This is a genomic window from Oryzophilus luti (assembly GCF_059726245.1).
Genome location: NZ_AP040874.1, coordinates 3,336,918 through 3,358,627, shown reverse-complemented (window position 1 = coordinate 3,358,627; position 21,710 = coordinate 3,336,918). Strand labels below are relative to the sequence as shown.

General features: G+C 62.7%; 19 protein-coding genes. 3 read left to right on the top strand and 16 right to left on the bottom strand.

Translation table 11 applies throughout. The annotated features are described in order from the left end of the window. Positions 1–23: 23 nt before the first annotated feature. From AC6IZO_RS14310 to AC6IZO_RS14245, 14 genes are all read right to left on the bottom strand, one after another. The gene (locus AC6IZO_RS14310) at positions 24–1,007 is read right to left on the bottom strand and encodes a DUF362 domain-containing protein (protein ID WP_497805791.1); all 984 of its coding nucleotides are present in this window, start codon (positions 1,005–1,007) and stop codon (positions 24–26) included. Beyond that, a complete protein-coding gene (locus AC6IZO_RS14305) occupies positions 1,004–1,885 on the bottom strand; it encodes a class I SAM-dependent methyltransferase (RefSeq protein ID WP_497805789.1) in 882 nt (293 codons plus the stop codon). Before AC6IZO_RS14305 ends, AC6IZO_RS14310 begins: the two co-directional genes overlap by 4 nt. After that, the gene (locus AC6IZO_RS14300) at positions 1,882–3,018 is read right to left on the bottom strand and encodes a hypothetical protein (RefSeq protein WP_497805787.1); all 1,137 of its coding nucleotides are present in this window, start codon (positions 3,016–3,018) and stop codon (positions 1,882–1,884) included. The genes AC6IZO_RS14305 and AC6IZO_RS14300 overlap by 4 nt, the downstream gene beginning before the upstream one ends. Next, positions 3,015–4,196, bottom strand: a complete 1,182-nt coding sequence (locus AC6IZO_RS14295) for a glycosyltransferase family 4 protein (protein ID WP_497805785.1) — start codon at positions 4,194–4,196, stop codon at positions 3,015–3,017. Before AC6IZO_RS14295 ends, AC6IZO_RS14300 begins: the two co-directional genes overlap by 4 nt. Further along, positions 4,193–5,341, bottom strand: coding sequence for an alkaline phosphatase family protein (locus tag AC6IZO_RS14290; RefSeq protein ID WP_497805783.1), 1,149 nt, complete (start codon positions 5,339–5,341; stop codon positions 4,193–4,195). The genes AC6IZO_RS14295 and AC6IZO_RS14290 overlap by 4 nt, the downstream gene beginning before the upstream one ends. After that, positions 5,338–6,114: a polysaccharide deacetylase family protein gene (locus tag AC6IZO_RS14285; RefSeq protein ID WP_497805781.1), complete on the bottom strand. Its 777-nt coding sequence runs from the start codon at positions 6,112–6,114 to the stop codon at positions 5,338–5,340. Before AC6IZO_RS14285 ends, AC6IZO_RS14290 begins: the two co-directional genes overlap by 4 nt. Then, positions 6,096–7,274 (bottom strand): glycosyltransferase family 2 protein, encoded by a 1,179-nt coding sequence (locus tag AC6IZO_RS14280; RefSeq protein WP_497805779.1) that lies wholly within the window; start codon positions 7,272–7,274, stop codon positions 6,096–6,098. The genes AC6IZO_RS14285 and AC6IZO_RS14280 overlap by 19 nt, the downstream gene beginning before the upstream one ends. Continuing rightward, complete coding sequence (locus AC6IZO_RS14275) at positions 7,274–8,578, bottom strand: sugar transferase (protein ID WP_497805777.1); 1,305 nt, start codon at positions 8,576–8,578, stop codon at positions 7,274–7,276. The genes AC6IZO_RS14280 and AC6IZO_RS14275 overlap by 1 nt, the downstream gene beginning before the upstream one ends. 62 nt (positions 8,579–8,640) lie before the next feature. Continuing rightward, positions 8,641–9,723, bottom strand: a complete 1,083-nt coding sequence (locus tag AC6IZO_RS14270) for a CpsD/CapB family tyrosine-protein kinase (protein WP_497805775.1) — start codon at positions 9,721–9,723, stop codon at positions 8,641–8,643. Then, positions 9,720–10,703, bottom strand: coding sequence for an ExeA family protein (locus AC6IZO_RS14265; protein ID WP_497805773.1), 984 nt, complete (start codon positions 10,701–10,703; stop codon positions 9,720–9,722). The genes AC6IZO_RS14270 and AC6IZO_RS14265 overlap by 4 nt, the downstream gene beginning before the upstream one ends. Positions 10,704–10,707: 4 nt before the next feature. Then, positions 10,708–12,234 carry a GNVR domain-containing protein gene (locus tag AC6IZO_RS14260; RefSeq protein ID WP_497805771.1) on the bottom strand — a complete coding sequence of 509 codons (1,527 nt, stop codon included), beginning with the start codon at positions 12,232–12,234 and terminating at the stop codon, positions 10,708–10,710. A gap of 33 nt (positions 12,235–12,267) precedes the next feature. Beyond that, positions 12,268–13,614, bottom strand: a complete 1,347-nt coding sequence (locus tag AC6IZO_RS14255) for a hypothetical protein (RefSeq protein ID WP_497805769.1) — start codon at positions 13,612–13,614, stop codon at positions 12,268–12,270. 64 nt (positions 13,615–13,678) lie between these two features. Further along, complete coding sequence (locus AC6IZO_RS14250) at positions 13,679–14,281, bottom strand: polysaccharide biosynthesis/export family protein (protein WP_497805767.1); 603 nt, start codon at positions 14,279–14,281, stop codon at positions 13,679–13,681. Beyond that, on the bottom strand, positions 14,281–15,318 hold the full coding sequence (locus AC6IZO_RS14245; RefSeq protein WP_497805765.1) for a sigma 54-interacting transcriptional regulator: 1,038 nt from the start codon (positions 15,316–15,318) through the stop codon (positions 14,281–14,283). Before AC6IZO_RS14245 ends, AC6IZO_RS14250 begins: the two co-directional genes overlap by 1 nt. A gap of 344 nt (positions 15,319–15,662) precedes the next feature. On the opposite strand from AC6IZO_RS14245, the gene AC6IZO_RS14240 reads away from it, so the two are divergent. Together AC6IZO_RS14240 and AC6IZO_RS14235 are read left to right on the top strand one after the other, a co-directional pair. Further along, on the top strand, positions 15,663–17,147 hold the full coding sequence (locus AC6IZO_RS14240; RefSeq protein ID WP_497805763.1) for a sigma-54-dependent transcriptional regulator: 1,485 nt from the start codon (positions 15,663–15,665) through the stop codon (positions 17,145–17,147). Positions 17,148–17,194: 47 nt separating this feature from the next. Then, the gene (locus AC6IZO_RS14235) at positions 17,195–17,905 is read left to right on the top strand and encodes a PEP-CTERM sorting domain-containing protein (protein WP_497805761.1); all 711 of its coding nucleotides are present in this window, start codon (positions 17,195–17,197) and stop codon (positions 17,903–17,905) included. Positions 17,906–17,984: 79 nt separating this feature from the next. Here AC6IZO_RS14235 and AC6IZO_RS14230 read toward each other — a convergent pair whose 3' ends face one another. After that, positions 17,985–18,626, bottom strand: coding sequence for an O-methyltransferase (locus AC6IZO_RS14230; RefSeq protein WP_497805759.1), 642 nt, complete (start codon positions 18,624–18,626; stop codon positions 17,985–17,987). A 293-nt stretch (positions 18,627–18,919) separates the two neighbouring features. Next, positions 18,920–20,251, bottom strand: a complete 1,332-nt coding sequence (locus tag AC6IZO_RS14225) for an Nramp family divalent metal transporter (protein ID WP_497805757.1) — start codon at positions 20,249–20,251, stop codon at positions 18,920–18,922. Positions 20,252–20,408: 157 nt separating this feature from the next. On the opposite strand from AC6IZO_RS14225, the gene purD reads away from it, so the two are divergent. Further along, positions 20,409–21,680 carry a phosphoribosylamine--glycine ligase gene (gene purD, locus AC6IZO_RS14220; protein WP_497805755.1) on the top strand — a complete coding sequence of 424 codons (1,272 nt, stop codon included), beginning with the start codon at positions 20,409–20,411 and terminating at the stop codon, positions 21,678–21,680. Positions 21,681–21,710 lie beyond the last annotated feature (30 nt).

Sequence of the window (21,710 nt, the reverse complement as noted above, 5' to 3'; positions counted from 1 at the left end):
TTCACGCATGCCCGCGTTCACCTCTAGCCGCCCTCCACCACGCCAATCCGCCGCAGCAACTGCACCAGCGCACGCACGGGATAGAAAATCGTGTCCTTCTCCAGCAGATGCTTCACAAACCAGCGGTAGCGCGTCATGTAGTTCATGGCGCCGATGGCGATGTCCTTGATGGCAGGCTCGAACTTCGTCTGGTGCGCCGCAAAATCGCCGTCGATGGTGATCTCCTCGGCCTTCCACCGGCCCAGACCGCGCTTACCGGTCTGGATCAGGTGACGGCAGCGCTCTACTTCCAGCCCCACCAGCCGCATCGCCGTCGCATCCAGCGCAACCGAGTCCTGACTGGCAAGAATCAGGTCCAGCCGCCGGGGCTTGCCGTTCGCCGGGCCACGGCCTTCCATGCCGATGATGCCATCCATGATGGAGATGCGCGGCTTGAAGATGCCATGCAGTTCGGCCAGCATGGGGTCGAGATACTGGTGCAGCAGGATGCGGTCGTATTGCGGCACGCAGCCCCATTGGTTCTTGATGGAGCCGGTGAAGTAGGTGAGTGCATGCGTCTTCAGCACCGGCAGCGTGATGAAGACGTCCGCGTCGAGCATGATCTTGGGCAGCTTCACGCGCGGGCAGCTGTCGAGCTTCATCTCCACCTGCTCGCCCTCGCTCATGTTCACCAAGGTCACGCCCAGCTTTTCCAGCGGACGGCAGCCGGAGACCTCGAAGGCCTCCCACGCCGTCTGGCGCAGCAGGTCGGACTCCACCACGTACACCTTGCCCGCGCGCTCCATCAGCAGCTCGCACACGGCGTGCGTAATGCGCGGGTCGGTGTTCGACATCGCCCACTTTTCCGGATCGGCCGCGCACAGGTTCGGCTTCACCACCACGGTCGCACCCGGCGCAACAATCGCCCGCCAGTCGCAGAACTCCATGCACTCGCGCACCGCCGTGCGCAGTGTGTCATCGTTCACCGCGCGCAGGATTACCTTGCTCTTCGCTTCTGTCTCACTCATTCGTGCGCGTCTCCTTTGCCTGGCACAGTGGCCACCAAGAACAAGTTCTTGCGGAAGATTTCTTCGCCGCATGGTTCGCGCCGGAAGATTGCTCCGCCCAGTTTCATCAGAAAAATCGTCCACATCCAGTACAGGTGTATGGGCAGCTTCAGCGCTTCCAGCCGTCCGCCATGCCGGTGCGCCCAGGTCTGGTCATACTGCTGCGGAGACTCCGGCCGCTGCTGCCTGCGGGCCTGCCGCGCGCGATACCAGCGCAGGGGAGCCTCATGCATGGTGACAAACAGACGCTGAGCCCACGGCGAAAGTCTCAATGAATAGATTTCCCACTGCGCGAAGCCGGCGGCGCGCAACTGGCCCTCAAGCTCCTCACGCGTGCGATAGAACGTGGGCCAGTCGCTGTCCTCATAGTTCGGAAACTGCAGATACAAGCTCCCGCCCGGCCGCAACGCCAGCGCCAGATTGCGAAAGGCTGTCGCGGGATCGCTGAGAAATTCGAAGACCTCAATGCAAATGACGTGGTCGAAGCGCGCGGCAAGCTGCTCTCCCAGCCCCGCGCGGCACAGGTCGTCGACCACAACTTCCACATTTGGTGTTTCACGGAAGTAGCGCCGCAGTCCTTCGGCGGAGCTGGCTGCAACCTCCAACAGCGTGAGGTGCCGCACCACGCGCGAAAGCAGGTACGAGAGGAATCCGCTCCCCGGACCGGCCTCCAGTAATTCCATTTCCGAGCTCAACGGCACGTACTGTCGCACCAGTTCATCGCGCACAGGCAGGTCGGTCAGCGGAGCGCGCCACAAGTCCACAACGTGCACAGGAACTTTCACCGCTTCCCGCGCGGGCACCAACAGCGCCGGTTTTGCGTTGTAGGCGATGCTCATGCGCGCGTCTCCGTGACAAATTCCTGATAATTCCAACCGAGCTGCGCGGCGGCGTCCAGCTCGCTCCGTACAACCGGGAGCAGACCGGCGACCTCCGTAAACCCGGTCGCCCGCTGGAACCGCCAGTTCGCAAGATAGACCGCGTAACGAGGCGTCAGACCTTGCACATACAATCCCGACCACTTCGGCCAGTAACGCACCGAGCGCAGCCACCCCACGCGACGTGCCGCAAACAGCCAGCCGCGCAGACGGCGTGCACTGCCATAGGCAACGCCCAGTGCACGCAACTCACGCTCGGGCGAATCCTCGTCAATGTGCGGCACCAGCGCACGCAACTCCCAGCGCCAAGCCTGCCACGCCAGGCGCTCAATCTGCTCCGTCATCGGCAAATCCAATTTGCACTGCGAGCCCGGCCGCAACTTAACCCGCGTGCACCAGCGCAGCGCCGGAAGCAACTGCTCCGATGCGATGGGCAGTGGGATGACGCTGCCCTGCTGCGCGAGCGTCTCCAGCTTTTCCAGCCGCGCGGCATAGCCTGCGACATACTCGCCGGTGAACACCAGCAGCGACGTCGCAAGATCGAGGCAAAGTTTGACCAGGCGGTAAGGCCGCTCCTCGCTCGCGAATACGGCGCGCAGTTCAACCAATCGGTTGCTCAGCAAACGCCACGCGTCTTCGTGCGAAAGCTCCGTCGGCCGATAGTGGGGGATCAACTCCAGCACATCGGCATCGCCGCAGAGCACTTTGCCGCAGGCCCGCAGTTCAAAGCTGTAGATGGCGGGCGGCAGCGCGCGAAGGTACTGCGCGTGCACCACGCTCAGGCCAACATGCGTCAACAGCCGCGGCGCAAGCGTCTGCTCTGCGGTACGGGCCAAACGGTCAATGCTCTCGCGCGCAGGCAATGGCGTCGCATCGTGCAACACCACGACGGCTTCCACGTCACTGAGCAGGCGCACCTGCTCGCCCTCCATCCGCGCCGTCACCTCGTGGCGTGCCGCACTGCCTGTCAGGATCAGGGCACGCAACGCATCGCCGAACTGCTCACAGCAGGCGGCGACCAGAGTCTCTGCAATCAGGCGGCTCAGGGCTGCCTGGTCAGGCATTTGTCCGGAGAAGGGAACGATTGCATTCATCGCAGCGTCACTTCCTCCGCCGGATGCTCTGCGTCACTTGCAGCCACGCAGCCCGTCTTTTGCCGCCAGAGCTGCTCATAGAGATCTTCGGTCTCGCGCACCTGGCGCTCCAGCGTGAAGCGTTCTCGCACCCACTCCGCGCCACGCGCGCCAAGGACCGCGGCCAGTTCCGGTTTGCGCAACAGCCGCGCAATCGCCTGCGCCAATGCCTCGGCATCTCCGGCAGGAACCGTCAGCCCCGTCTGCCCGTCCACCACAACTTCCGGCGTGCCATCCACAGCAGTTGCCACCATCGGCCGTCCCAGGGCAAGGCATTCAATCGCCACCAGCGGCAGACCTTCGGCAAACGAAGGCAACACGCAGAGGTCGGCGGTCGCCATCCAGTCGCGCACCTGCCGCGAGTGGCCCGGCATGGCCACAGAGTCTTCCAAGCCGAGTGCGCGCACCTGCGCCTTCAGCTCCGCGCGCAGGCTGCCTTCTCCCAGCGCCAGCAGCCGCAGACGCGGCCACTCGCTCTTCAGTTGCGCAACGGCCCGCAGCAGAATGGCGTGGCCTTTCTGCGGCTCCAGCCGCCCGACGATGAGCAGCAATGGATCGTCAGCGGCAAAGCCGAGTTGCTGCTTCAACTCCAAACGCGGATGCACAGCCATAGCATCCGGCAGCTCACAGCCATTCAGAATGGTTGTCACCTTCTCACCGGGCAGGCCTTTGTCGCGCACCAGGTACTCGCGGTTGGCCTCGGAGACCGCAATGTAGTGGTCCACCCAGCGGCTGGCGAAACGGTCGACCGCGTAGTTCGCCTTCAGACCTTTGCGCCAGTATTCGCGGATGTGCGTGGTCTCGATGGTGACCGGCACACCTGCCCACCGCCCGACAGGCGAAGCCACCAGACTCGGGCGGAATCCGTGCGAGTGGAGCACCTGCACGTTCTGCGCGCGCAGGAACTGCCGAAGCTGCTTCATCGAATCAAACTGCAAGTGAGAATGAAGCGCCAGCGGCAGGGTTTCCACGTCCCGCGGCAGATCCGCGCGCAGCAACCGCAGTAGCTCCGGCGGGCACACCAGCAGCGGACGGAAGCGCGCACGGTCGAGCCGCTTCAGCAGGCAGAGCATGTGCTCTTCGGCGCCGCCGCGCACGCGCTCATTGTCAAACATGCACACCGCAAGGGGCTGGCTCATTGCGCCGCCTCCTGCATGATGGCGAAGATGCCGCGCACGGTCTCCAGCAGATCGCGCGGCGGGGCGCTCGCCAGGTACACGGCGGTCGCGTTCGGGTCTTCCTGCGGGTGATAGCCGTGCATGCCCGCGGGCTTCCAGCCGTGTCCGTTGAAGCCGCTCTCGGCGATGATGCAACCGGGGGTGAGCAGCAGAATCTGCTCGCCATAGCGGCCGTCAGGGAACCACACACCCAGCGCCCGCAGTTCGTCCTCACTCAGCAGGCGCGCATAGTCCAGCGAGTTCAGCTTGGCCGTGATTGCCGCGCGCGTTGACTTCGTGTGGTACCAGAAGCGCGCCATCGTCGAGTCATAGACCACGAGATAGTCCTGAGGCGACTGGAATCCGCAACTGCGCACTTCGGCGGCAAGATCGCAGTGGCGCTCCACGGGCGTCATGCCGTGATCGCTGAAGACATGGAACTGCGCGGCCGCATCACGTTCACGCGCCGCACCGAAGACCTTCGCCAATCCTTGCTCGTACCACGTCAGCTTCTGCTCCACCAGCGCCGCATCCTTGCGATGCGTGTGCAGGAACATGTCCAGCTCGCTCAGGTAGAGGAAGTAGAAGCGCGCGTTGCTGGTGCGCAGGTCGTGCTCAGCGCGCGAGAGTATCTCCGCGTCGGTGGCTCCGTCCTTATAGCTGTAAACATGGTGCGGAACCTTGCGCTCCACGAGCAGGTCGAAGATCGATTTCTGCCCCTTCACGCCCTCGGGCGCATAGATGTTGCGGCCTTCCACCCAGTTGAAATATGGCAGCGTCTCCAGCGGCACGCTGACGTCAAAGTTGGCGCCCACGCCGAGCACGCGACGGCCCAGCTCGGTCAGCAGGCGCCGCGTGTAGCGGTTATCAAGTACACGTGGCAGTCCAGTGCCGAGCCCACACATCCAACGGAAGGGCGAGTGATCCGGATCGTGGTACACCAGGTTCCACATGCCGCTCTCCGCCGGCGTCAGCCCCGTGAGGATCGACGGGATGATTCCCGAGCTGAAGCCGAGCAGGCTCTGTACCGGCTGACGATGCGGCAGAAACTCCGGCGCGAACCTGCGCTCACGCAGCAGTTCCCAGCCCAGCGCGTCCACCAGCACAAAGACCTGCGGAGCACTCACTCATGCACCTCCTGCACGTCCACCGTGAAGTGCCTGGGGCTGAGGTGCAGCTTCAACTGCTTGGGCAGGTGCAGCGCTGCGTGGCGCGCCATCCTCACCAGCAGTGGCCCGCGCGCAGCGCTGGCCAGCACCGCAAACTTCTGGAGATCGGTCGTGTTGTAGACGGCAATGCGCGGAATGATCTGCGAGTGGCTCATTGCCACCCACGGCTTCGACGAGCAAACCTCTGTGAAGCGCGCCTCGCGCGCCGCCGTCGCCACCTCGCTGTTCACAAAACCAAAGGGTGCAGAGAACGCCGTTGCCGGCCTGCCCGTGGTGTCTTCAATCACCTCGCGCGAGCGCCGCAGATGTTCGCGCACCGGGCCGTGCTCCAGCAGAGTATGTGCAATATGGTGGTGCCCGTGTGAGCCGATGACCATGCCCGCCTCGCTCATCGTGCGCAGCTGTGGACGCGTCAGGTAGCCCGCTCGCCCCAGCAGTGACGTGGTGACAAAGAAGACCGCACGCAGCCCGTGCTCCACCAGCAGCGGAAGAACAAGTTCGTAGTGCGGGGCCAGCCCGTCATCAAAGCTGAGCACCACCTGCGCCGCCGCCGGATGCGCGCTCACCGCGCGCAGGGCCACGGTGGCGATGTTACGCTCGCGTAACAGTCCAAGGTGCGCGCGTAGTTGTGCCTCACTCACCGCCCAGCGAGAATCGGCGGTCCCGCGGCACACGTCGTGATACATCAGCACTGGCGTGCCCGAATGCGTTGCTAATTCGTGCGTTGCCATGCGGCCTCCCGATTACCAGAAAGGCTCCGGACCATCCCCAGCAGAAACGCCAGGTTCATTGCGAATAGAAAATATCCGAGCAGCGAGAAGCGCACGCGGCTAAGAGACTCGCGGAAGAGGAAGCCGAGCGCCGCCCACAACAGCATTGCCAACTGCACGCCCAGCGTGACCCGGTAGAGCGGCGACGCGAGCAGCAGCAGGTTGCTGGCAAACATCAGGATGAGCACCACGGGCAGGAACCAGCGCAGCAATTTGTGACTGAAGAATGCAAACTTGGTGAAGCCGCTCTTGCGCACCTTCAACAGCGCAGGCAGCGCGCGGAAGCTGCCGGTGGAGATGCGCACGCGCCGACGGAATTCACCCGCCACGCTCGATGCCGGATAGTCGACGGCCTTCGCTTCCGGGTCATACACCACGCGGTAGCCTGCGTCGCGCACGCGCATCAACGTCACAATGTCATCCACAAGCACATCAGGCGTGGGTGCCGTGTAAGCCTCGCCGCGCACGGCATAGATGGCGCCACTCGGCGTCAACGTCGCGCCCAGCCGCGCCTCCATCAGCCGCAGAATCGTCTCGTACTTCCAGTAGATGCCCTCGGTCTGACCGCCCTCGGCGTTGTAGGCAAAGGTCAGCGAACCGCAGACGGCGCCCACCTGCTCATCGTCAAAGTGGCGCACCAGTTTGCGCAACGCGTCGGCGGCAAACATCGTGCTCGAATCCGAGAGCACGAAAATCCCGTGCCGTGCCTTTTCCACGGCCACAGCCAGCGCGGCGCACTTGCCCGCGCGCTGCTCGCGAATGATGACGTCGAAGCGCGCGTCGTTTACGCAGCGCAGAATCTCATTGGTCTTATCCGAGCTACCGTCGCTGACGATGACCACCTGCAGCTTTTCCGCCGGGTAGTCCAGCTCGCGGATGTTGCGAATCTTTTCCTCGAGATGATCTTCTTCGTTGTAGGCGGCAAACAACATGGTCACCGGCGGAAGATCGCCGTCTGCCAAGTCCAGCCTTCGACGCTCGCGGCGCGTCTGCAGGTACTGCCAGTCGCGCGTCACCTGCACAATGCCGTAGCAGACGAACAACACAACCGGGTACCCCAGGTAGGTGTAAACCCCCAGGCCAAACATGATCCAGAAGACCGCCTGGGCTGCGGCGAACATCACCGGCCTCCCCGCCCCAGCAGCACGATCTTGGCCGTCTTGAACAGCACTAGCAGGTCCAGCCCGAGCGAGAAATGTTTGATGTAGAAAAGATCGCAGGCCAGCTTGTCGGCGTTGTCCTCCAGCGTGGAGCAATAGCCGCGGCTCACCTGTGCCCATCCGGTCGCGCCCGGCGGCACGCTCCAACGCAGTTTGTAGAACGGCAGCTGGTCGCGCAGGTACTGTTCCTGCTCGGGCACAAACGGGCGCGGCCCCACCAGGTGCATGTCTCCGCGCAGGATGTTCCAGAACTGCGGCAGCTCGTCGAGCCGCATGGAGCGCAGCCAGCGGCCCACGCGGGTCAGGCGGTCATCGTGTTCCTCCGCCGGCCGCACGCCGTCGGCGCCTTCGCGCATGGAGCGGAACTTGTAAAGCGTGAACAGCTTGCCGTGCAGGCCCACGCGCTTCTGCCGGAAGATCACCGGGCCGCGCGAATCCAGCTTGATGGCCGCAGCGATCACAAACATCAGCGGAGCCAGCAGCACCAGCATGACGGCGCTCACCAGCAGCGACAACAACCGCTGCGCCAGCATGGAGAATGCCGAGATTTCAAAGGCGTGCGAGAACAGCAGATTGCTTGGCCGCAGCGAATCAAGATAGACCTTGCCGGTCAGCGTCTCGTAAAAGTCGCTGCCATCCTGCACGATCACGCCACGCTCTTTCAGGGAGAGCAGACTGTTGACCGGCAGTTTGCCGCGGCGCTCGCCCATGGTCACCACCACGCGGCGCACGTGATGAAACTCCACCAGTTGTTGCAGCTCGCTCTCCTCGTCGTGGTTGTCCAAGGGCGAATCGAGCACGTGCGAGGGCCGCGAAACCACGCGGTAACCCATTTCCGGACGTTCGTTCACGAAGCCTGTCAGTTCATGTCCAAGCTGTCCGTCACCAAGGATGAGAATGCGCTCCTGAAAAGCGGGCCAGTGCGTGGCGTAGTGGAACAGCTGGCGCCAGCCAACGGCCAGCGCCGCCGCCGTGCCTGTGCCCCACATCACTACATCCTGCTGCAGCCGCAGCGCGGGAAACAGGAGGTAAATCACTGCCAGCAGCGCGAACAGCACGATGAAGCACTTGGTGATCTTGATGATGACGCCCAGCGTGTTGCGCAGCACCGTCGGGTTGTATAGATCAAAGTAATACATGCACAGCACAAACAACCCGGAGACCAGCGCCATGCGCAGGTTCGCCGCGCCGTCGCCGAGTTCGGCACGCGCGTTCAACGGCCCCAGGGTTGCCACCATGGCGACCGCAAGCGTAAACGTTGCCATAAGGGCTTCAAACAGCCCAAGGATCGCCGCACGTACTGGCACATAAAAATTGATTCGTCGGGTCACCGTGGTACGACCTTTCCCTCTGCCCCAGAACTTCCGCCTGCCACTGTTGAGTACTGCGAGTAGTAATTCACGCGGTCATAGTCGTTCGAGTCATTCAACACCACGCCGACCAGCCTGGGATTGTCCATGCTCTCGACCGCTTTTTTCAGCGCCGCGCGTGTTACGGCGCCCTTGCGAATCACCAGCAGCGTGCCATCGCTGACACGCGACCACAAATTGGAATCCGCCATCGGCAGCAACGGCGGCGTATCGATGATGATCCAGTCGAACGTCTTGCCCAGCTCCTGCATCAGTTCCGCCGTGCGCGACGATTGCAGCACCGAAGTCGGCTGTGGCGCGTGTCCGGCGGGCAGCACGCACAGCGTCGTCTCGCCAATGCGCAACAGGTAATCCGCCACATTGCTCTGCTCGTTCGCCCACCACTCGCCAAGGCCCGGACGGTTCTCCTGCCCCAGCATGGGACACACCGCCGGCTTGCGCATGTCGCCTTCAATCAGCAGCACCTTCTGCGCAAAGCGCTTGGCCAGCGTCAGCGCCAGGTTCACCGAAGTCAGTGTCTTGCCCTCGGCCACCACGCTGCTTGTCACCTGCAGCACGCGCAAGGGCTTGCCCATGCGGATGTTGGTCAGCCTCGCGCCCAGCACGCGAAACTTCTCCGCACCCAGCTCGCGCTCGCGGTTCAAGGCCACCACCAGCGGAGACTCAATCGACTCCACCGGGATGCGCTCCAAGCGCTCCAGTTCGATGCCGCGCTTCGGGGCAACTTCTGGCGTACGCACCGGCACGATGTCTTCTGCTTCGTCTTCCGGATTCTCCACGGGCAGCATCGCGCCCGAGCGCATCGCTTCGAGGATCGGCGCAATCACTTCCTGCGGCGTGCGCGCATCGGGCGGCGCAGCAGGCACCTCCGCCTGCACGCTGTTCATCGCGCCCTGCGCTTCTTCCAACGCGGCGGCATCGATCTCGTCGGTCGCAGGCGGAACCGGCAGTTGCTCGCCCGGAGCCGGTATCTGCCACTGCTCCGAACCCTGCAGCTTGTCCTTCTCGGATTGTCGCAACGCATCGAAAATCCGGCTCATCCCGCCACTCCCCGGTTCTTCCTCATCTCTTCGTCCAGCTCCGGCTCAAGCAGTCGAGCCAGCCGCAGCAACGTGCGCACCACCATCTTGCGGTTCACTTCTTCGCTTCTGCTTCCCTCGGCCATCGTCAGCGGCGACCCCGTTGCCTTTTCCGCCGACTTCTCCAGGTTCAGCCGCAGGTCGGCCGCCACTTCATCAATCAGCGCCGGCGGTACGCTCTGCAACTGACGCCCGTAGGCGCTCACCAGCGCGCTGTCGCAAAGGGTGTTCACCAGTCGCGGAATGCCGTGTGCGTAGTGCAGAATGCGTGCCAGCGTCGGCGGTGGAAAGATTTGCAGCAGCCTGCCACCGGCGCCAGCTACTTCGAGCCGCCGCGCAATATAGCCGCGCACTTCCATGTCATTCAGCGATTCCAATGTGTAGCGCAGTGAGACCCGCTGCTTGAGCTGGCGCAGCTCCACCGAATCCAGCGTTTCGTCCAGTTCCGGCTGGCCCACCAGAACAATCTGCAGCAGCTTGTTGCGCGAGGTCTCAATGTTCGTCATCAGCCGGATTTCTTCCAGCAGAATCGGCGAGAGCAGGTGCGCCTCGTCGATGACCAGCGCCGTAATGCCGCCCTGCCGGTAGACGTCGATCAGGTACTCATTGAACTGCTGCAACATCTCGGCCTTGGAGCGCTTCACGTCGCGGACGCCGAAATCGGTGAGAATCATGCGCAGCAGGTCTTCCGCCGAAACCAGCGGATTAAAGATGTAGGCATGCGCCACGCGCGACTTATGCAGCGTCTCCAGCAGGCAGCGCACCAGCAGGCTCTTGCCGGTGCCCACCTCGCCGGTCAGCACAATAAAGCCCTTCTGCATGAGCACGCCGTAGGTCAAATTGGCCAGCGCCTCATTGTGCCGCGTGGTGGCGTAGTAGAACGCCGGGTCGGGGCTCATACGAAACGGATTTTGGGTCAGTCCGAAAAACTTCTCGTACATGGCACTATCCTCGAATCAGCGTGAAGACGTTCCCGGCCACTACCAGCGCCAGGATCAGCGTTGCGCAGCTCCACTCCAGCACGCGGCGCGTGCGCAGCTTGCGGTCTTCCTCGTCAGTCGTCAGGTGCGGCACTCCGGCCAGAATTCTCACCTTGACGATCTCCGTGATCTCTTCTTCCTTGCGAACATGGTCGTCGAGCATCTCCGACAGAATAGCCAGGCCCGCGCCCACCGCCAGTCCGGCCAGAATGCCCAGCAGGCTCAGCTTGAAGCGGTCCGGCGCAATCGGCTTCCCCGGCAGGCTGGCCGGGTCGATGATGCGGAACTGCTCGCCCTCCTGCCGCTTTTGCAGGTTGGTGGCAAGCTGCGATTGCATCTGCTTCTTCAACAGCGAATCGTAATTCGACTTCGACTGGTCGTAGTCGCGCGTCAGGTCAGCCAACTGCTGCTCGGTGATCGGCGTCTGGTTCAGCCGCGCCTGATAGGAGGCAATCTGCCCCTGCACCGACAGCAACTCGCGCTTGTCGTTCTCGATCTCCTGCTGGTTGGCCTTCAACTGGCCTTCCACCTGCGCCAGCGGAGAGTTTGCCTTGGCGGAGACATCCGTCTTCCCCGAGGCCTGCCGCGCTTTGGCATCGTCAATCTGGTGCTGCGTGCGTGCAATCAACCGCTGCAACCGCACAATGTCCGGATGCTGTGGCGTGTACTTCGTCTGGTCGTCGGTCAGCTCCTGCTTGTACTTTGCCAACTGCTCCTGCAGCGACTCCGCCGAGCCTGGCCCCGGGCCGGTCTCCTTGCTCGCCGCGCGCTGCTGCGTCGCCAGTGACTCCAGGTACAAGCGCTGCTCCTGTGCGCGGTCCAGCGACTGGCTCAGGTTGTGCTGGCGCTCCAGCAAGCCGGAGAGAATCCGAGCGTTGCTGTCCACTTGGCTGGGCAGCCGTCCAAGGTTGCCCATCTTGAATTGCTTCACCTTGGCTTCCTGCTGTGCCAGTTGCTGGCGCGCATCTTCCAGTTGCGCGCTCAGGAACTCCGTGGTGTTCTCCGAACGCTCTGCCTGCTCCTGCCGGTTCTGCTGAATGAACAGCGAAGTCAGTTCGGCATTGACCTTCTGAGCCAACCCCGCTGAAGGCGCTTTGTAGCTGATCTTGAAGGCCGAGAGCTGTCCGCGGCGGCCCGGTGCCTCCACCGCCTCGGTCTTAATGTCCTTGCGCATTTGTTCGATGCTCTCGTCCGGGTTCTTCTTGTTGCCGCCGCCGTAGAGGTGGTACTGGTCGATAATGCTCTGCAACCGTGTGCGGCTCAGGATCTGCTGCCGCATCGCCTCCAGCCGCTGCTGGAGATCGGTGGTCACATTGGCCGCCACCAGTTCCTCGGAGACCTTTTGCTGCTCCACCAGGATCGTGCTCTCTGACAAATACACGGAGGGCAGCAGCCAGCTTCCAGCCCAAATCAGCAGCCAGGTGGCGAAGACGCCACCGCCAATCAGCCAGCGCCGGCGCACCACGATCTCCCATGCGTCGTGGAACGTCATTGGCGTTTTGTTCTGTTCCGGCAACATAACCAGTTAGTCCCCAAGCTTCTTGTGGAAGCGGTAATCGAGCGAAATCTGTGCCAGCAGGTGGTTGCCCGCGCCGGTCGCAATGTTCCGTGAGGTCTGGTGGATGTAGGCCACCTCGGCGCGCACGGCGAACGAGCGGTTCAACTCATACGTCGGACCGCCGCCCACCCACGTGCTGCGGAACTTTGCGTTGTTGCTCAAGGCGCCCACGCCCGCCTGGTCGGTGAAGTCAACGCGCACCGTGCCCAGCAGCTTATGGGTCAGACGTGCGCGATAGCCGGCTGTGGCGTGCGTCTGCTTCACCGCGTCCAGCAAACCGCCGCCGTTGGCAATGCGGCGGCTCGCCTCAATCTCCACCGCGTGGCGGCCGTTGCTCCACACCGCCGTGCCGCCCAGGTTCGGCTCCACCGTGTGCTGGTACACCACCGAACTGCTGGAGACCACATCACGCGTGCGCGCATACTGCGGGCCGCCGTAGAAGCTGAAGTTCAGGTGCGGATTCACCGTGTAGCGCACAAAGGCCATCACCGTCGGCGCCTGCGTGCGGGAGATCTGCGACCCCGTGCTGTAAACGTCCACCCACGCCGCCTGCAAACCGGCCGTCACGTGCTCATTCAACTGCTGCGAGTAGAACGCCGATCCGTTGTAGATACGCGAATTCACGAAGGCGTAGTAAATCGTTCCGTTCAGCTTCAGCGGGTCGTAATCAAAGCTCTGGTAGCCGCCCGTAAAGCCCAGGGCCGAGTGCTCCGACAAGCGGAACGAGAGGTCCGCGTTCGAGACAACGGTCGTGCGCTTGGTCTGCGGCAGCACGCCTTCGTAATTCGGCCCGAAGGCGCCGCCCAATCCGGGCAGCAGGTCGACGCGTCCCACCGTCTCAAACGGATTGTCGGTCACGCTGAAGTCCTGGCGCCCGTGCAGTTGCACACGCGGACTCAACATGATGGTGCCGTCGCCGGCCAGGTTGTGCGTGTACTGCGTGTCGTTGGTGTTGTGCTGGTCGATGCTCAGGCCCGGCGTGTAGCTCAGCGTCCAATCGCCGCGGCTGAAGCGGCGCTGAATGGCGATGCTGGGCTGCACAAAGAAGCGCGTGTCGCTGGTGTAGCGGGCGGGCGTGGTGCCCGAGTGATACAGGCCGCGATCGTCATAGGCGGCGCCCACCGTAGCGCCGATGGCCAGCATGTTCCCCATCTCCGGGTCAGTCGCCAGCGTCGCACCAGCGGCCTCGCTGCCCAGGTGCGCGGGCACCTTCTCTTCCACCAGCGCCGGCTCCGGAGCCTTCTCCGGCTCCTGCGCAGAGGCTACTGCCGCCAGGGTCAACATGAGTGCACAGATCGTCAGGCGTAGCTTCATGATGAATGTCTCTCCCTCTATCAACTGCGTATTACTGCGGAGCCCGCACTGCCTCACCGCATCACTACGGCACAACGATCATGTCGTGCGCTTCCAGTACGAAATTCTGTTTCAGATCGCCGTCAACGGCCTTCTTGTAATCGAACGGCAGGCGTTCCACCTTGCCGTCACGGTGCGTGCGCACCACGTAGATCTTTGAGCTTTTGGCGAAGTCCTTGAAGCCGCCGCCCATGGCGATGGCGTCCAGCACCGTCAGCCGCTGCCCGAGCGAATACGAGCCCGGCTTTACCACTTTGCCCACCAGGGTGAAGAACTGGCTGCGCGGGTCCTGCACAATGACCGTCACCTCCGGCTCCTCGAGTACGCGCTTGAGCTTTTCGGCGATCACGTCCTTCAACTGGTCCACGGTCAGCCCGGCGGCTTGCACTTCTCCCACCAGCGGCATGGTGATCTTGCCGTCGGTGCGCACCGGCACCTGGCGCGTCAGGTCCGGCTCATGCCACACGGAGATGGAGAGAATGTCGCTTTCTCCGATCAAGTAGGTGCCGTCGCTGACTGCCTCGCCCTTGGGCACCGCCTGCGTGGGGGCAGCCTCCTGCGCGTAGCACGCGGCCGCGAACACCAGAAGCAGAACAGCTCCGAGGATGGCTTTCGACTTACTTATCATCAGAAGTTCCTTGAGAATTGCGGTTGCGGGCCCATGCTCCCCATTCCATAACGGTCGTCGATGCCAGCTTTCTTGAGTCTCGCGAGAAACGCCCGCTGGCTCATTTGCAATGCCTCGGCCGTGCGGTGGTAGTCCCACTGGTTCCGGCGCAGAGCATCCAACAGCAACTGGCGGTCGCGTTCACGAATTCTCTGGGGTTGGGACGCGGCGTAGACAGGCCGCCCTAGGCGCGCGCCCGGCGCGTGTGGATCGCCCAGTTCGCTCAAGATTGCCGCCTCGGTTCCCAGCACCACGTAACGCTTCATCAGGTTCTCGAGCTCCCGCACATTTCCCGGCCAGAAATAGTCCTTCATCTGCGTCACGCAAGACTGCGAAACCGGGGGCATGGACCGCAAAAATTCAGTGTTATAGAGGCCCACAAAGTAGTTCATCAGCAGTTCGAGATCCTCAAGACGCTCTCGCAGAGGGGGAAGCTGGAGCACCAGTCCCGTCATGCGGAAGTAGAGGTCCTGGCGAAAACGCCCCTGCTCAATCTCTGGTTGTAACTGCTGGCTGGTAGAGCAAACTACTCGAACTTGAACTGCTCTTGCGTCTGGCGCGTCAAGCGGCCGGAATTCTCCGCTTTGCAGCACCTGAAGGAGCCGGAACTGGAGGGCAAGATTCAGCTCCGCGACTTCATCGACGAACAGAGTACCACTCTCTTCGCGCTGCGCAGCCCCACTCTTTTGCGGGCTTTCCTCAAGCACGGAGCCGCCATTCCCGGCGAACAATTCGCTCTCCAGCCGCGTGCCTGCCAACGCCGGACAGCTCACCTTCACGAACGGCCCTGCAGCCCACCGTGAATGCCGGTGCAGGTAACGGCAGATCAGTTCTTTTCCGGTGCCGCTTTCGCCGGTGATCAACACCGGGATGTTTGTGTCCGCAACAGTGAGAAGGCTCTGCCGTATGACGTCCATCCGCTCTGTACGCCCGAATAGAACGGACTCCGGCGGCGTCTTCTCCCGTGCCAGCAGCGAGTTTGTGCCCGAGTCGCTCATAGCCAACCCGATGAATGCAATTCAGCCGCCATCCGCGCGGGGCACAACCGCCACACCGAACTAAAAACTAACCTGCGGAGAATCAATAGCTTGTTCAGGATTGCCCCCATCGCCGCCACCTCGCCGTCCCGAAGAGGGAACTTCATTTCACTGTTGGGAACGACTTTTCCGTTCCAAGGCTCTGCAAAATGGAAAGTAATTTCCATTCGATTACCAAGGTTCGTTCCTGTAGTTCGATATCTATTGGCTACTTTTCTGCATCGAATGAGAATAAGAGCACGTTTACACTCCGCCCATTCGGCCACGGGCTCCTTGATAGATCGGGCATTCAATAAAGAGGTACTATGTCCTGCTTTTTGCTGATCGATGACGACCCGGCCACGCAGCGGCACCTTCACAGCCTGCTGGAACCTCGCGGTCACCTGCTCCGCGTGGCCCAGACTCTGGAAGAGATTTCGGATCGGTTGCGCGATCCCGCCAGCCTTGATCTTGCGCTGCTTTCTCTGGCAGGCCACGGCTTTGACGCACTGAACGTGCTCGCCCGCCTGCGCGACACAGCGCCGGCGTTGAAGGTCTATTTGCTGGCCTCCCCGGCCGACTCCGCGCTCGTGGTAGAGGCGATCAAGCTGGGAGCTAGTGGCTTTGTTATGAAGCCATTACAGGACGATCAGATACTGGCCTCACTGCAGGATGCACTGGCCGGAACCGCCCCGCTCGAGGAGCCGCAGATTGTGGAGGAGCTGGATGACGAGAGCTTCTTTCTGGCCGCATCGCCCGCCATGCGCAGCGTCTTCGAGCAGGTGCAGCGTATCGCCCGCGTCGACATCCCGGTGCTGATCACCGGCGAGAGTGGCACCGGAAAAGAAGTGATTGCCAAGCTGCTCCACCAGCACTCCCCGCGATCCAACAAGCGCTTCCTCAAGGTGAACTGTGCGGCCATCCCCGATGAACTGCTGGAGAGCGAGCTGTTCGGTTACGAGGCCGGAGCCTTCACCGGAGCGAGCACAAGCAAGCCCGGCTACTTTGAGCAGTGCAACCACGGCACAATTCTGCTGGATGAAATTGGCGAAATGGCCCCCCGCTTGCAAGCTAAGCTCTTGCAGGTGCTCCAGGACCAGGTGTTTTTCCGCCTGGGAGGCCGGAGTCCCGTGGCGGTTGACGTTCGCGTGCTGGCCGCAACGAACGTGAACGTCAAGCAGGCGATTGCTGAGGGCAAGCTGCGTTTGGACCTTTATTACCGTCTGAACGCGCTGGCCGTTGCGCTGCCGCCGTTGCGCGAACGGAAGGAGGAGATTCTTCCTCTGTTCGAGCAGTTCAGCCGCCGCATGGCCCTCACCTATCGCCAGGCAATGCGTTCGCTCACCCCGGCGATGACGGAGTCCCTGCTTGCCTACGGCTGGCCGGGGAACCTGCGCGAGTTGCAGAACACGGCCAAGAGGTATTTGATCCTGGGCGAAGAGGCCCTCACGACAGGGCGGCGTCCGGAGCCGGTTGCAAAGCCCGCGGGAATTCATCGCGAGTTTCGGCCCTCCGGTGGTACCCTGAAGCAAATTTTGCGGGAGCTGAAGAAGAAGGCTGAAGCAGAGGCCATCCGCAACGCGCTGGAGCAGACGCACGGCCAATGCAAGGAAGCCGCCGATATGCTCGGCATCTGCTATAAGGCCTTGATGTATAAGTCCCGCCAGTATGGAATACTGGCCCCCTCCAACCGCGCGCGGAAGCATGTACGCTCGGCGGCGGTGGAGATCACGGGCAGAAAGTTGTATGAGGCCCCGGCTCGAACCATCGCGGGAGGCAGCCGCATCGCGGCCCTCAAGCCGATGGAGTAATTGCTGCCGGCAGGCTGGCACCGCCGCCTGCGGCCAGAGGTGTGGTCATGCGCAAGACTATTTTGATCCTGTCCTGTCTGTGCCTTGGGCTCCTTGCGGTATTGGGCGTAAAGATCTGGCATCGCTGGCAGGTAGAGGTTCTCAACATACAGCCGCCCAAAATGCAGTTCCGCGCGGCCCGGCAGACCTTCCAGTTCTCGGTCATCCCCGGCGGCCTCATGGATACGCAGGAGCTGGCCGACTCCATGAAGCAGGACCCCGTGGTGCGCGAGCACTACAAGGACATTCAGTTGACCGGCATGTACTTCATGCGCCTGCAGAAGCCGATGATGGCCTATGTCTCCTGGCGCAAGGACAAGCACGTTGGCTGGACCTCGCACCCGGTCATACTGCCGGCCAACGAACTGGTGCTCACCGACGGCAAGAAGATGATCCGCGCCCGCTGCGGCAACCGCATTGAGATCAAGAAGCCGGAGCCGTTGCCGACCAAGGTGGTTCCGCCCGAGGTGCCGCCGCCGGACGTTGCAATTGAGACGAGCCTGCCCGCGCTGGCTCCTCCGACCTTCACCGCCGCACCGCCGCCGGGCACGCAGATTGCCTCGCTGGCCAAGCCCACCGACCGCATTGCCACGCCGCCCACCACATGGTGCTGCAGCCTGGTGGAAACTCCGTCGAACGTGCCGGAGCCGGGCTCCATCGTGCTCGTGGGCGCCGGGTTGCTCGGCCTGTTGCTGCTGGGACGCAACCGCCTGTTCTAGTTTTTTCTGAAGCGCAAAAGGAAACGCCGGACTTCGGTCCGGCGTTTTTGCGTCTGCGATATTTGATTCGCCGCGCCTGCTACTTCTTTACCGGCGTGATGCGCAGGATGTCGTACTTCACCTCGACCTCTCGGCCGGGGAAGTGCTGGTGTATGTGCTCGGTCAGGGCCGGAATGCTGAGGCGGCCCTCTTCGCCGTTGAGCGCGTGCGCGTCGTCCATCAGCACCACGTGGTCGGGACGGTCGGAGAGGATGGCCTCGAATTCGGCCGCCAGCCGCGACTTGTCGGGATTCAGATTCGACCAGCCGTAGTAGCCGGCGTCGAGCCAGAACAGCACCGGCCCGGTGAGCTGCTTGAGAATCTCCGGCACCATCACTTTGCTGTCGCCCTCGTAAACATGCACGTTCGGATAGGCTGCAAAGCGCTTGCGCGCCAGCGCCGCCAGGTTCGGCATGTATTCCACGGTATAGATGGCTTCAAAGCGGAGCTTTTGCGCGCTGACCATCTCGCCGTAATAGGTGCCGGTCTCCACCAGCGTGGTCATGCCATAGCGCTCGGCATATTCGGTGACGGTACGCTGCTTCTGCAGGTGGGGTGTGCGCTTGGGCTTTCCGCGCAGCAGCCAGTACCAGTAGTCCGGATACCAGCCGAGTTCTTTCCATTGAGCGTAAAACGGCGTGCGTTTGAGCAGGTTGCGTGCGGCTTTCACAGGATTCGACATGAGTGCAGTACCGCTATTCAGGGTATCAGAGCGGGAGCGGGGTTTCGAAAGGTTTCGGCGGGATTCGGAAAAGCCGTGTGAGTGAGAGCAGGGATTTCGATTTCCAGTTTCGAGTTTTAGGTTTCGAGTTTCGAGACACGACCGGGTGCCCCAGGTTCGCCGAGCGGAGCGAGGCTAACCTGGGATGGCGTTCGCATCCCACGTTTTGACCCTGTGCACCGAACGTGTGGTGCACGCCCCCCAGACTTTACACGAAACTTGAAACCTGCAACTCGAAACTGAAGGCTTGAAACTTATCCCTTTGCCGCCTGCACCAGTAACCACACGTTCAGCACGGCGATCAGGATGGCGGCGGCCCAGCTCACCAGCTTCAGCAGCGGCCCGTTGACGAACTCGCCCATCTTGGCGCGGCTGCTGGTGAAGGCCACCAGCGGAAAGACCGCGAAGCTCAACTGCATGCTCAGCACCACCTGGCTGAAGATGAGCAGCCTGGCCGTGCCGTGCTCGCCGGAGATGGCCGTGACGATGACGGCCGGAATGATGGCGATCAGCCGCGTGACCAGCCGGCGCACCCAAGGCCGCAGGCGCATGTTGATGAAGCCTTCCATCACAATCTGCCCGGCGAGCGTGCCGGTCAGCGTCGAGTTCTGTCCGCTGGCCAGCAGCGCCACGGCGAACAGGAGGCTGGCGGCCTTCACTCCGAGCAGCGGTGAAATAAGCTGGTAGGCCTGCTGAATCTCCGAGACATCGTGCTGTCCGCTGCGATAGAAGACGGCGGCGGCCACCATCAGGATGGCGGCGTTGATGAACAGCGCCACCGTCAGGGCAAAGGCCGAATCGATGTTGCAGAAGCGCAGCGCCTCGCGGCGGCCTTCGGGCGTGCGGTCGTAGTCGCGCGTCTGCACAATGGCCGAGTGCAGATAGAGATTGTGCGGCATCACCGTGGCGCCCAGGATGCCCACGGCAATGTAAAGCATGCCAACGTCGCTGAAGGTGCCGCTGGCTGGCACCACAAGGCTCTTGAGCGCCAGCGCGTAATCCGGACGCGAGAACAGGATCTCCAGCCCGAAGCAGACGGCGATGGTGGCGGTGAAGGCAATAACGATGCGTTCGATGTAGCGGAAGCCGCGGTTCTCCAGCAGCAGAAGCAGAATGACGTCAAAGCCCGTAATGCCGACTCCGACCACCAGTGGCAAGCCGAAGAGCAGTTGCAGCGCAATGGCCGAGCCGATGACCTCCGCCAGATCGCAGGCGGCGATGGCAATTTCAGCCAGAATCCACAGGAACCACGCAACGGGCAGGGGGAAGCTGTCTCGGCAGGCCTGTGCCAGGTCTCGTCCGCTGACCACGCCGAGCTTGATGGAGAGGCTTTGCAGCAGGATTGCCAGCAGGTTGCTGAGGGTGATGACCCACAGCAGCGAGTAGTTGTAGCGCGCCCCGGCGGCAATGTCCGTAGCCCAGTTGCCGGGGTCCATGTAGCCGACCGCCACCAGAAAGCCGGGGCCGGCAAAGGCCATGAGCTTGCCCAGGAACCCCGGTTTGCGGGGTACCGGCAGGCTGGAGTGTATCTCCGGCAGAGACGGATTATCGGCGATGCTTCGCCAGCCGTTCGTTTCGCTGCTCATGATGAATCCAGGCCGTGCGCGAAACTTTCTCGCGCCATCAGACTAGCACGCAGGCCGCGTCTTTGGCCTGCCGCAGCCGCCCTTGGGAGGCCAAAATGAGAACACTCCGCGCCTTCCGTTGACATTGCACCCCGCAAAAACATACCCTTTGCCCATTATGAAAGTTTTGGTTTTTGGCGGCGGTGGCCGCGAGCATGCCTTGGTTTGGAAGTTGAAGCAGTCGCCCCGCGTCACCGAGGTGATCTGCGCCCCCGGCAACGCCGGCATCGCGCAGGAGGCGACCTGCGTGCCCTGCGACCTGACGAGCCTGGACGCGATGGTTGAAGTGGCCAACCGCTTCCGCCCCGATCTGACCGTGGTTGGCCCCGAAGCGCCGCTGATGCTTGGCGTGGTGGACGAGTTCCGCCGCCGCGGCTTCCGCATCTTTGGCCCCACGCAGGCAGCCGCGCAGCTTGAATCGAGCAAGAGCTTTGCCAAGGCCTTCATGCAGCGCTTCCGCATACCGTCAGCGCGCTATGCCGTGTGCAAGTCGGCGGCTGAGCTGAAGAGCTCGCTCGACTACTTCCACCCGCCCATCGTGGTGAAGGCCGATGGTCTCGCCGCAGGCAAGGGCGTCGTCATCGCCAAGACGAAGGAAGAAGCCTTGGCGGCCGGAACCGAGATGCTGCAGGGCAAAATGGTAGGCGACGCCGGACGCACCGTGGTGCTCGAAGAGTTCCTGAAGGGCGAGGAGGTTTCCTTCCTCGTGCTCAGTGACGGCGAACGTGTGGTGCCGCTGGTGGCCGCGCAGGACCACAAGTGCGTCTTTGATGGCGACACCGGCCCGAACACGGGCGGTATGGGCGCCTACTGCACGCCCACGCTTCTGGACGAGAAGATGCCCGAGTGGCTCGTCGCGCGCATTGCCAAGCCTGTCATCGACGGCATGCGCGATGAAGGCATGCCGTACAGCGGCATCCTTTATTGCGGCCTGATGATGACCGCCAAAGGGCCGCAGGTGCTCGAGTTCAATTGCCGCTTTGGCGACCCGGAGACACAGCCGATCCTGATGCGGCTCGACAGCGACCTGGTCGACGCCTTCGAGGCCGCCATCGACGGCCGCCTCAGCGAGGGTGTCATGCGCTGGTCGGAGGATTCGACCGCCTGCGTCGTCATGGCCAGTGGCGGCTACCCCGGACACTACGAGACGGGCAAGCCGATCATCGGATTGGACGAAGCCGCGAAGGTCGAGGGCGCCAAGGTCTTCCACGCCGGCACGGCCGAGCAGGATGGCCAGATCGTCACCGCCGGAGGGCGAGTGCTGGGTGTGACCGCCCGTGGCGCTACGTTGCGCGATGCCGTCGACCGCGCTTATCAGGCCGTCGACGCCATTAAGTTCGAGGGCGCGCACTTCCGCAAGGACATTGCGCACCGCGGGCTGAAGCACTAGGCACGCGGGGCGCACAGCGTCCGGCTCGCC

Bases quoted from the DNA above. Each gene is read 5' to 3' on its own strand.
- AC6IZO_RS14310 (WP_497805791.1), bottom strand. From the start codon at position 1,007: ATGAGTGAGACAGAAGCGAAGAGCAAGGTAATCCTGCGCGCGGTGAAC.
- AC6IZO_RS14305 (WP_497805789.1), bottom strand. From the start codon at position 1,885: ATGAGCATCGCCTACAACGCAAAACCGGCGCTGTTGGTGCCCGCGCGG.
- AC6IZO_RS14300 (WP_497805787.1), bottom strand. From the start codon at position 3,018: ATGAATGCAATCGTTCCCTTCTCCGGACAAATGCCTGACCAGGCAGCC.
- AC6IZO_RS14295 (WP_497805785.1), bottom strand. From the start codon at position 4,196: ATGAGCCAGCCCCTTGCGGTGTGCATGTTTGACAATGAGCGCGTGCGC.
- AC6IZO_RS14285 (WP_497805781.1), bottom strand. From the start codon at position 6,114: ATGGCAACGCACGAATTAGCAACGCATTCGGGCACGCCAGTGCTGATG.
- AC6IZO_RS14280 (WP_497805779.1), bottom strand. From the start codon at position 7,274: ATGTTCGCCGCAGCCCAGGCGGTCTTCTGGATCATGTTTGGCCTGGGG.
- AC6IZO_RS14275 (WP_497805777.1), bottom strand. From the start codon at position 8,578: ATGGCAACGTTTACGCTTGCGGTCGCCATGGTGGCAACCCTGGGGCCG.
- AC6IZO_RS14270 (WP_497805775.1), bottom strand. From the start codon at position 9,723: ATGAGCCGGATTTTCGATGCGTTGCGACAATCCGAGAAGGACAAGCTG.
- AC6IZO_RS14265 (WP_497805773.1), bottom strand. From the start codon at position 10,703: ATGTACGAGAAGTTTTTCGGACTGACCCAAAATCCGTTTCGTATGAGC.
- AC6IZO_RS14260 (WP_497805771.1), bottom strand. From the start codon at position 12,234: ATGACGTTCCACGACGCATGGGAGATCGTGGTGCGCCGGCGCTGGCTG.
- AC6IZO_RS14255 (WP_497805769.1), bottom strand. From the start codon at position 13,614: ATGAAGCTACGCCTGACGATCTGTGCACTCATGTTGACCCTGGCGGCA.
- AC6IZO_RS14250 (WP_497805767.1), bottom strand. From the start codon at position 14,281: ATGATAAGTAAGTCGAAAGCCATCCTCGGAGCTGTTCTGCTTCTGGTG.
- AC6IZO_RS14245 (WP_497805765.1), bottom strand. From the start codon at position 15,318: ATGAGCGACTCGGGCACAAACTCGCTGCTGGCACGGGAGAAGACGCCG.
- AC6IZO_RS14240 (WP_497805763.1), top strand. From the start codon at position 15,663: ATGTCCTGCTTTTTGCTGATCGATGACGACCCGGCCACGCAGCGGCAC.
- AC6IZO_RS14235 (WP_497805761.1), top strand. From the start codon at position 17,195: ATGCGCAAGACTATTTTGATCCTGTCCTGTCTGTGCCTTGGGCTCCTT.
- AC6IZO_RS14230 (WP_497805759.1), bottom strand. From the start codon at position 18,626: ATGTCGAATCCTGTGAAAGCCGCACGCAACCTGCTCAAACGCACGCCG.
- AC6IZO_RS14225 (WP_497805757.1), bottom strand. From the start codon at position 20,251: ATGAGCAGCGAAACGAACGGCTGGCGAAGCATCGCCGATAATCCGTCT.
- purD (WP_497805755.1), top strand. From the start codon at position 20,409: ATGAAAGTTTTGGTTTTTGGCGGCGGTGGCCGCGAGCATGCCTTGGTT.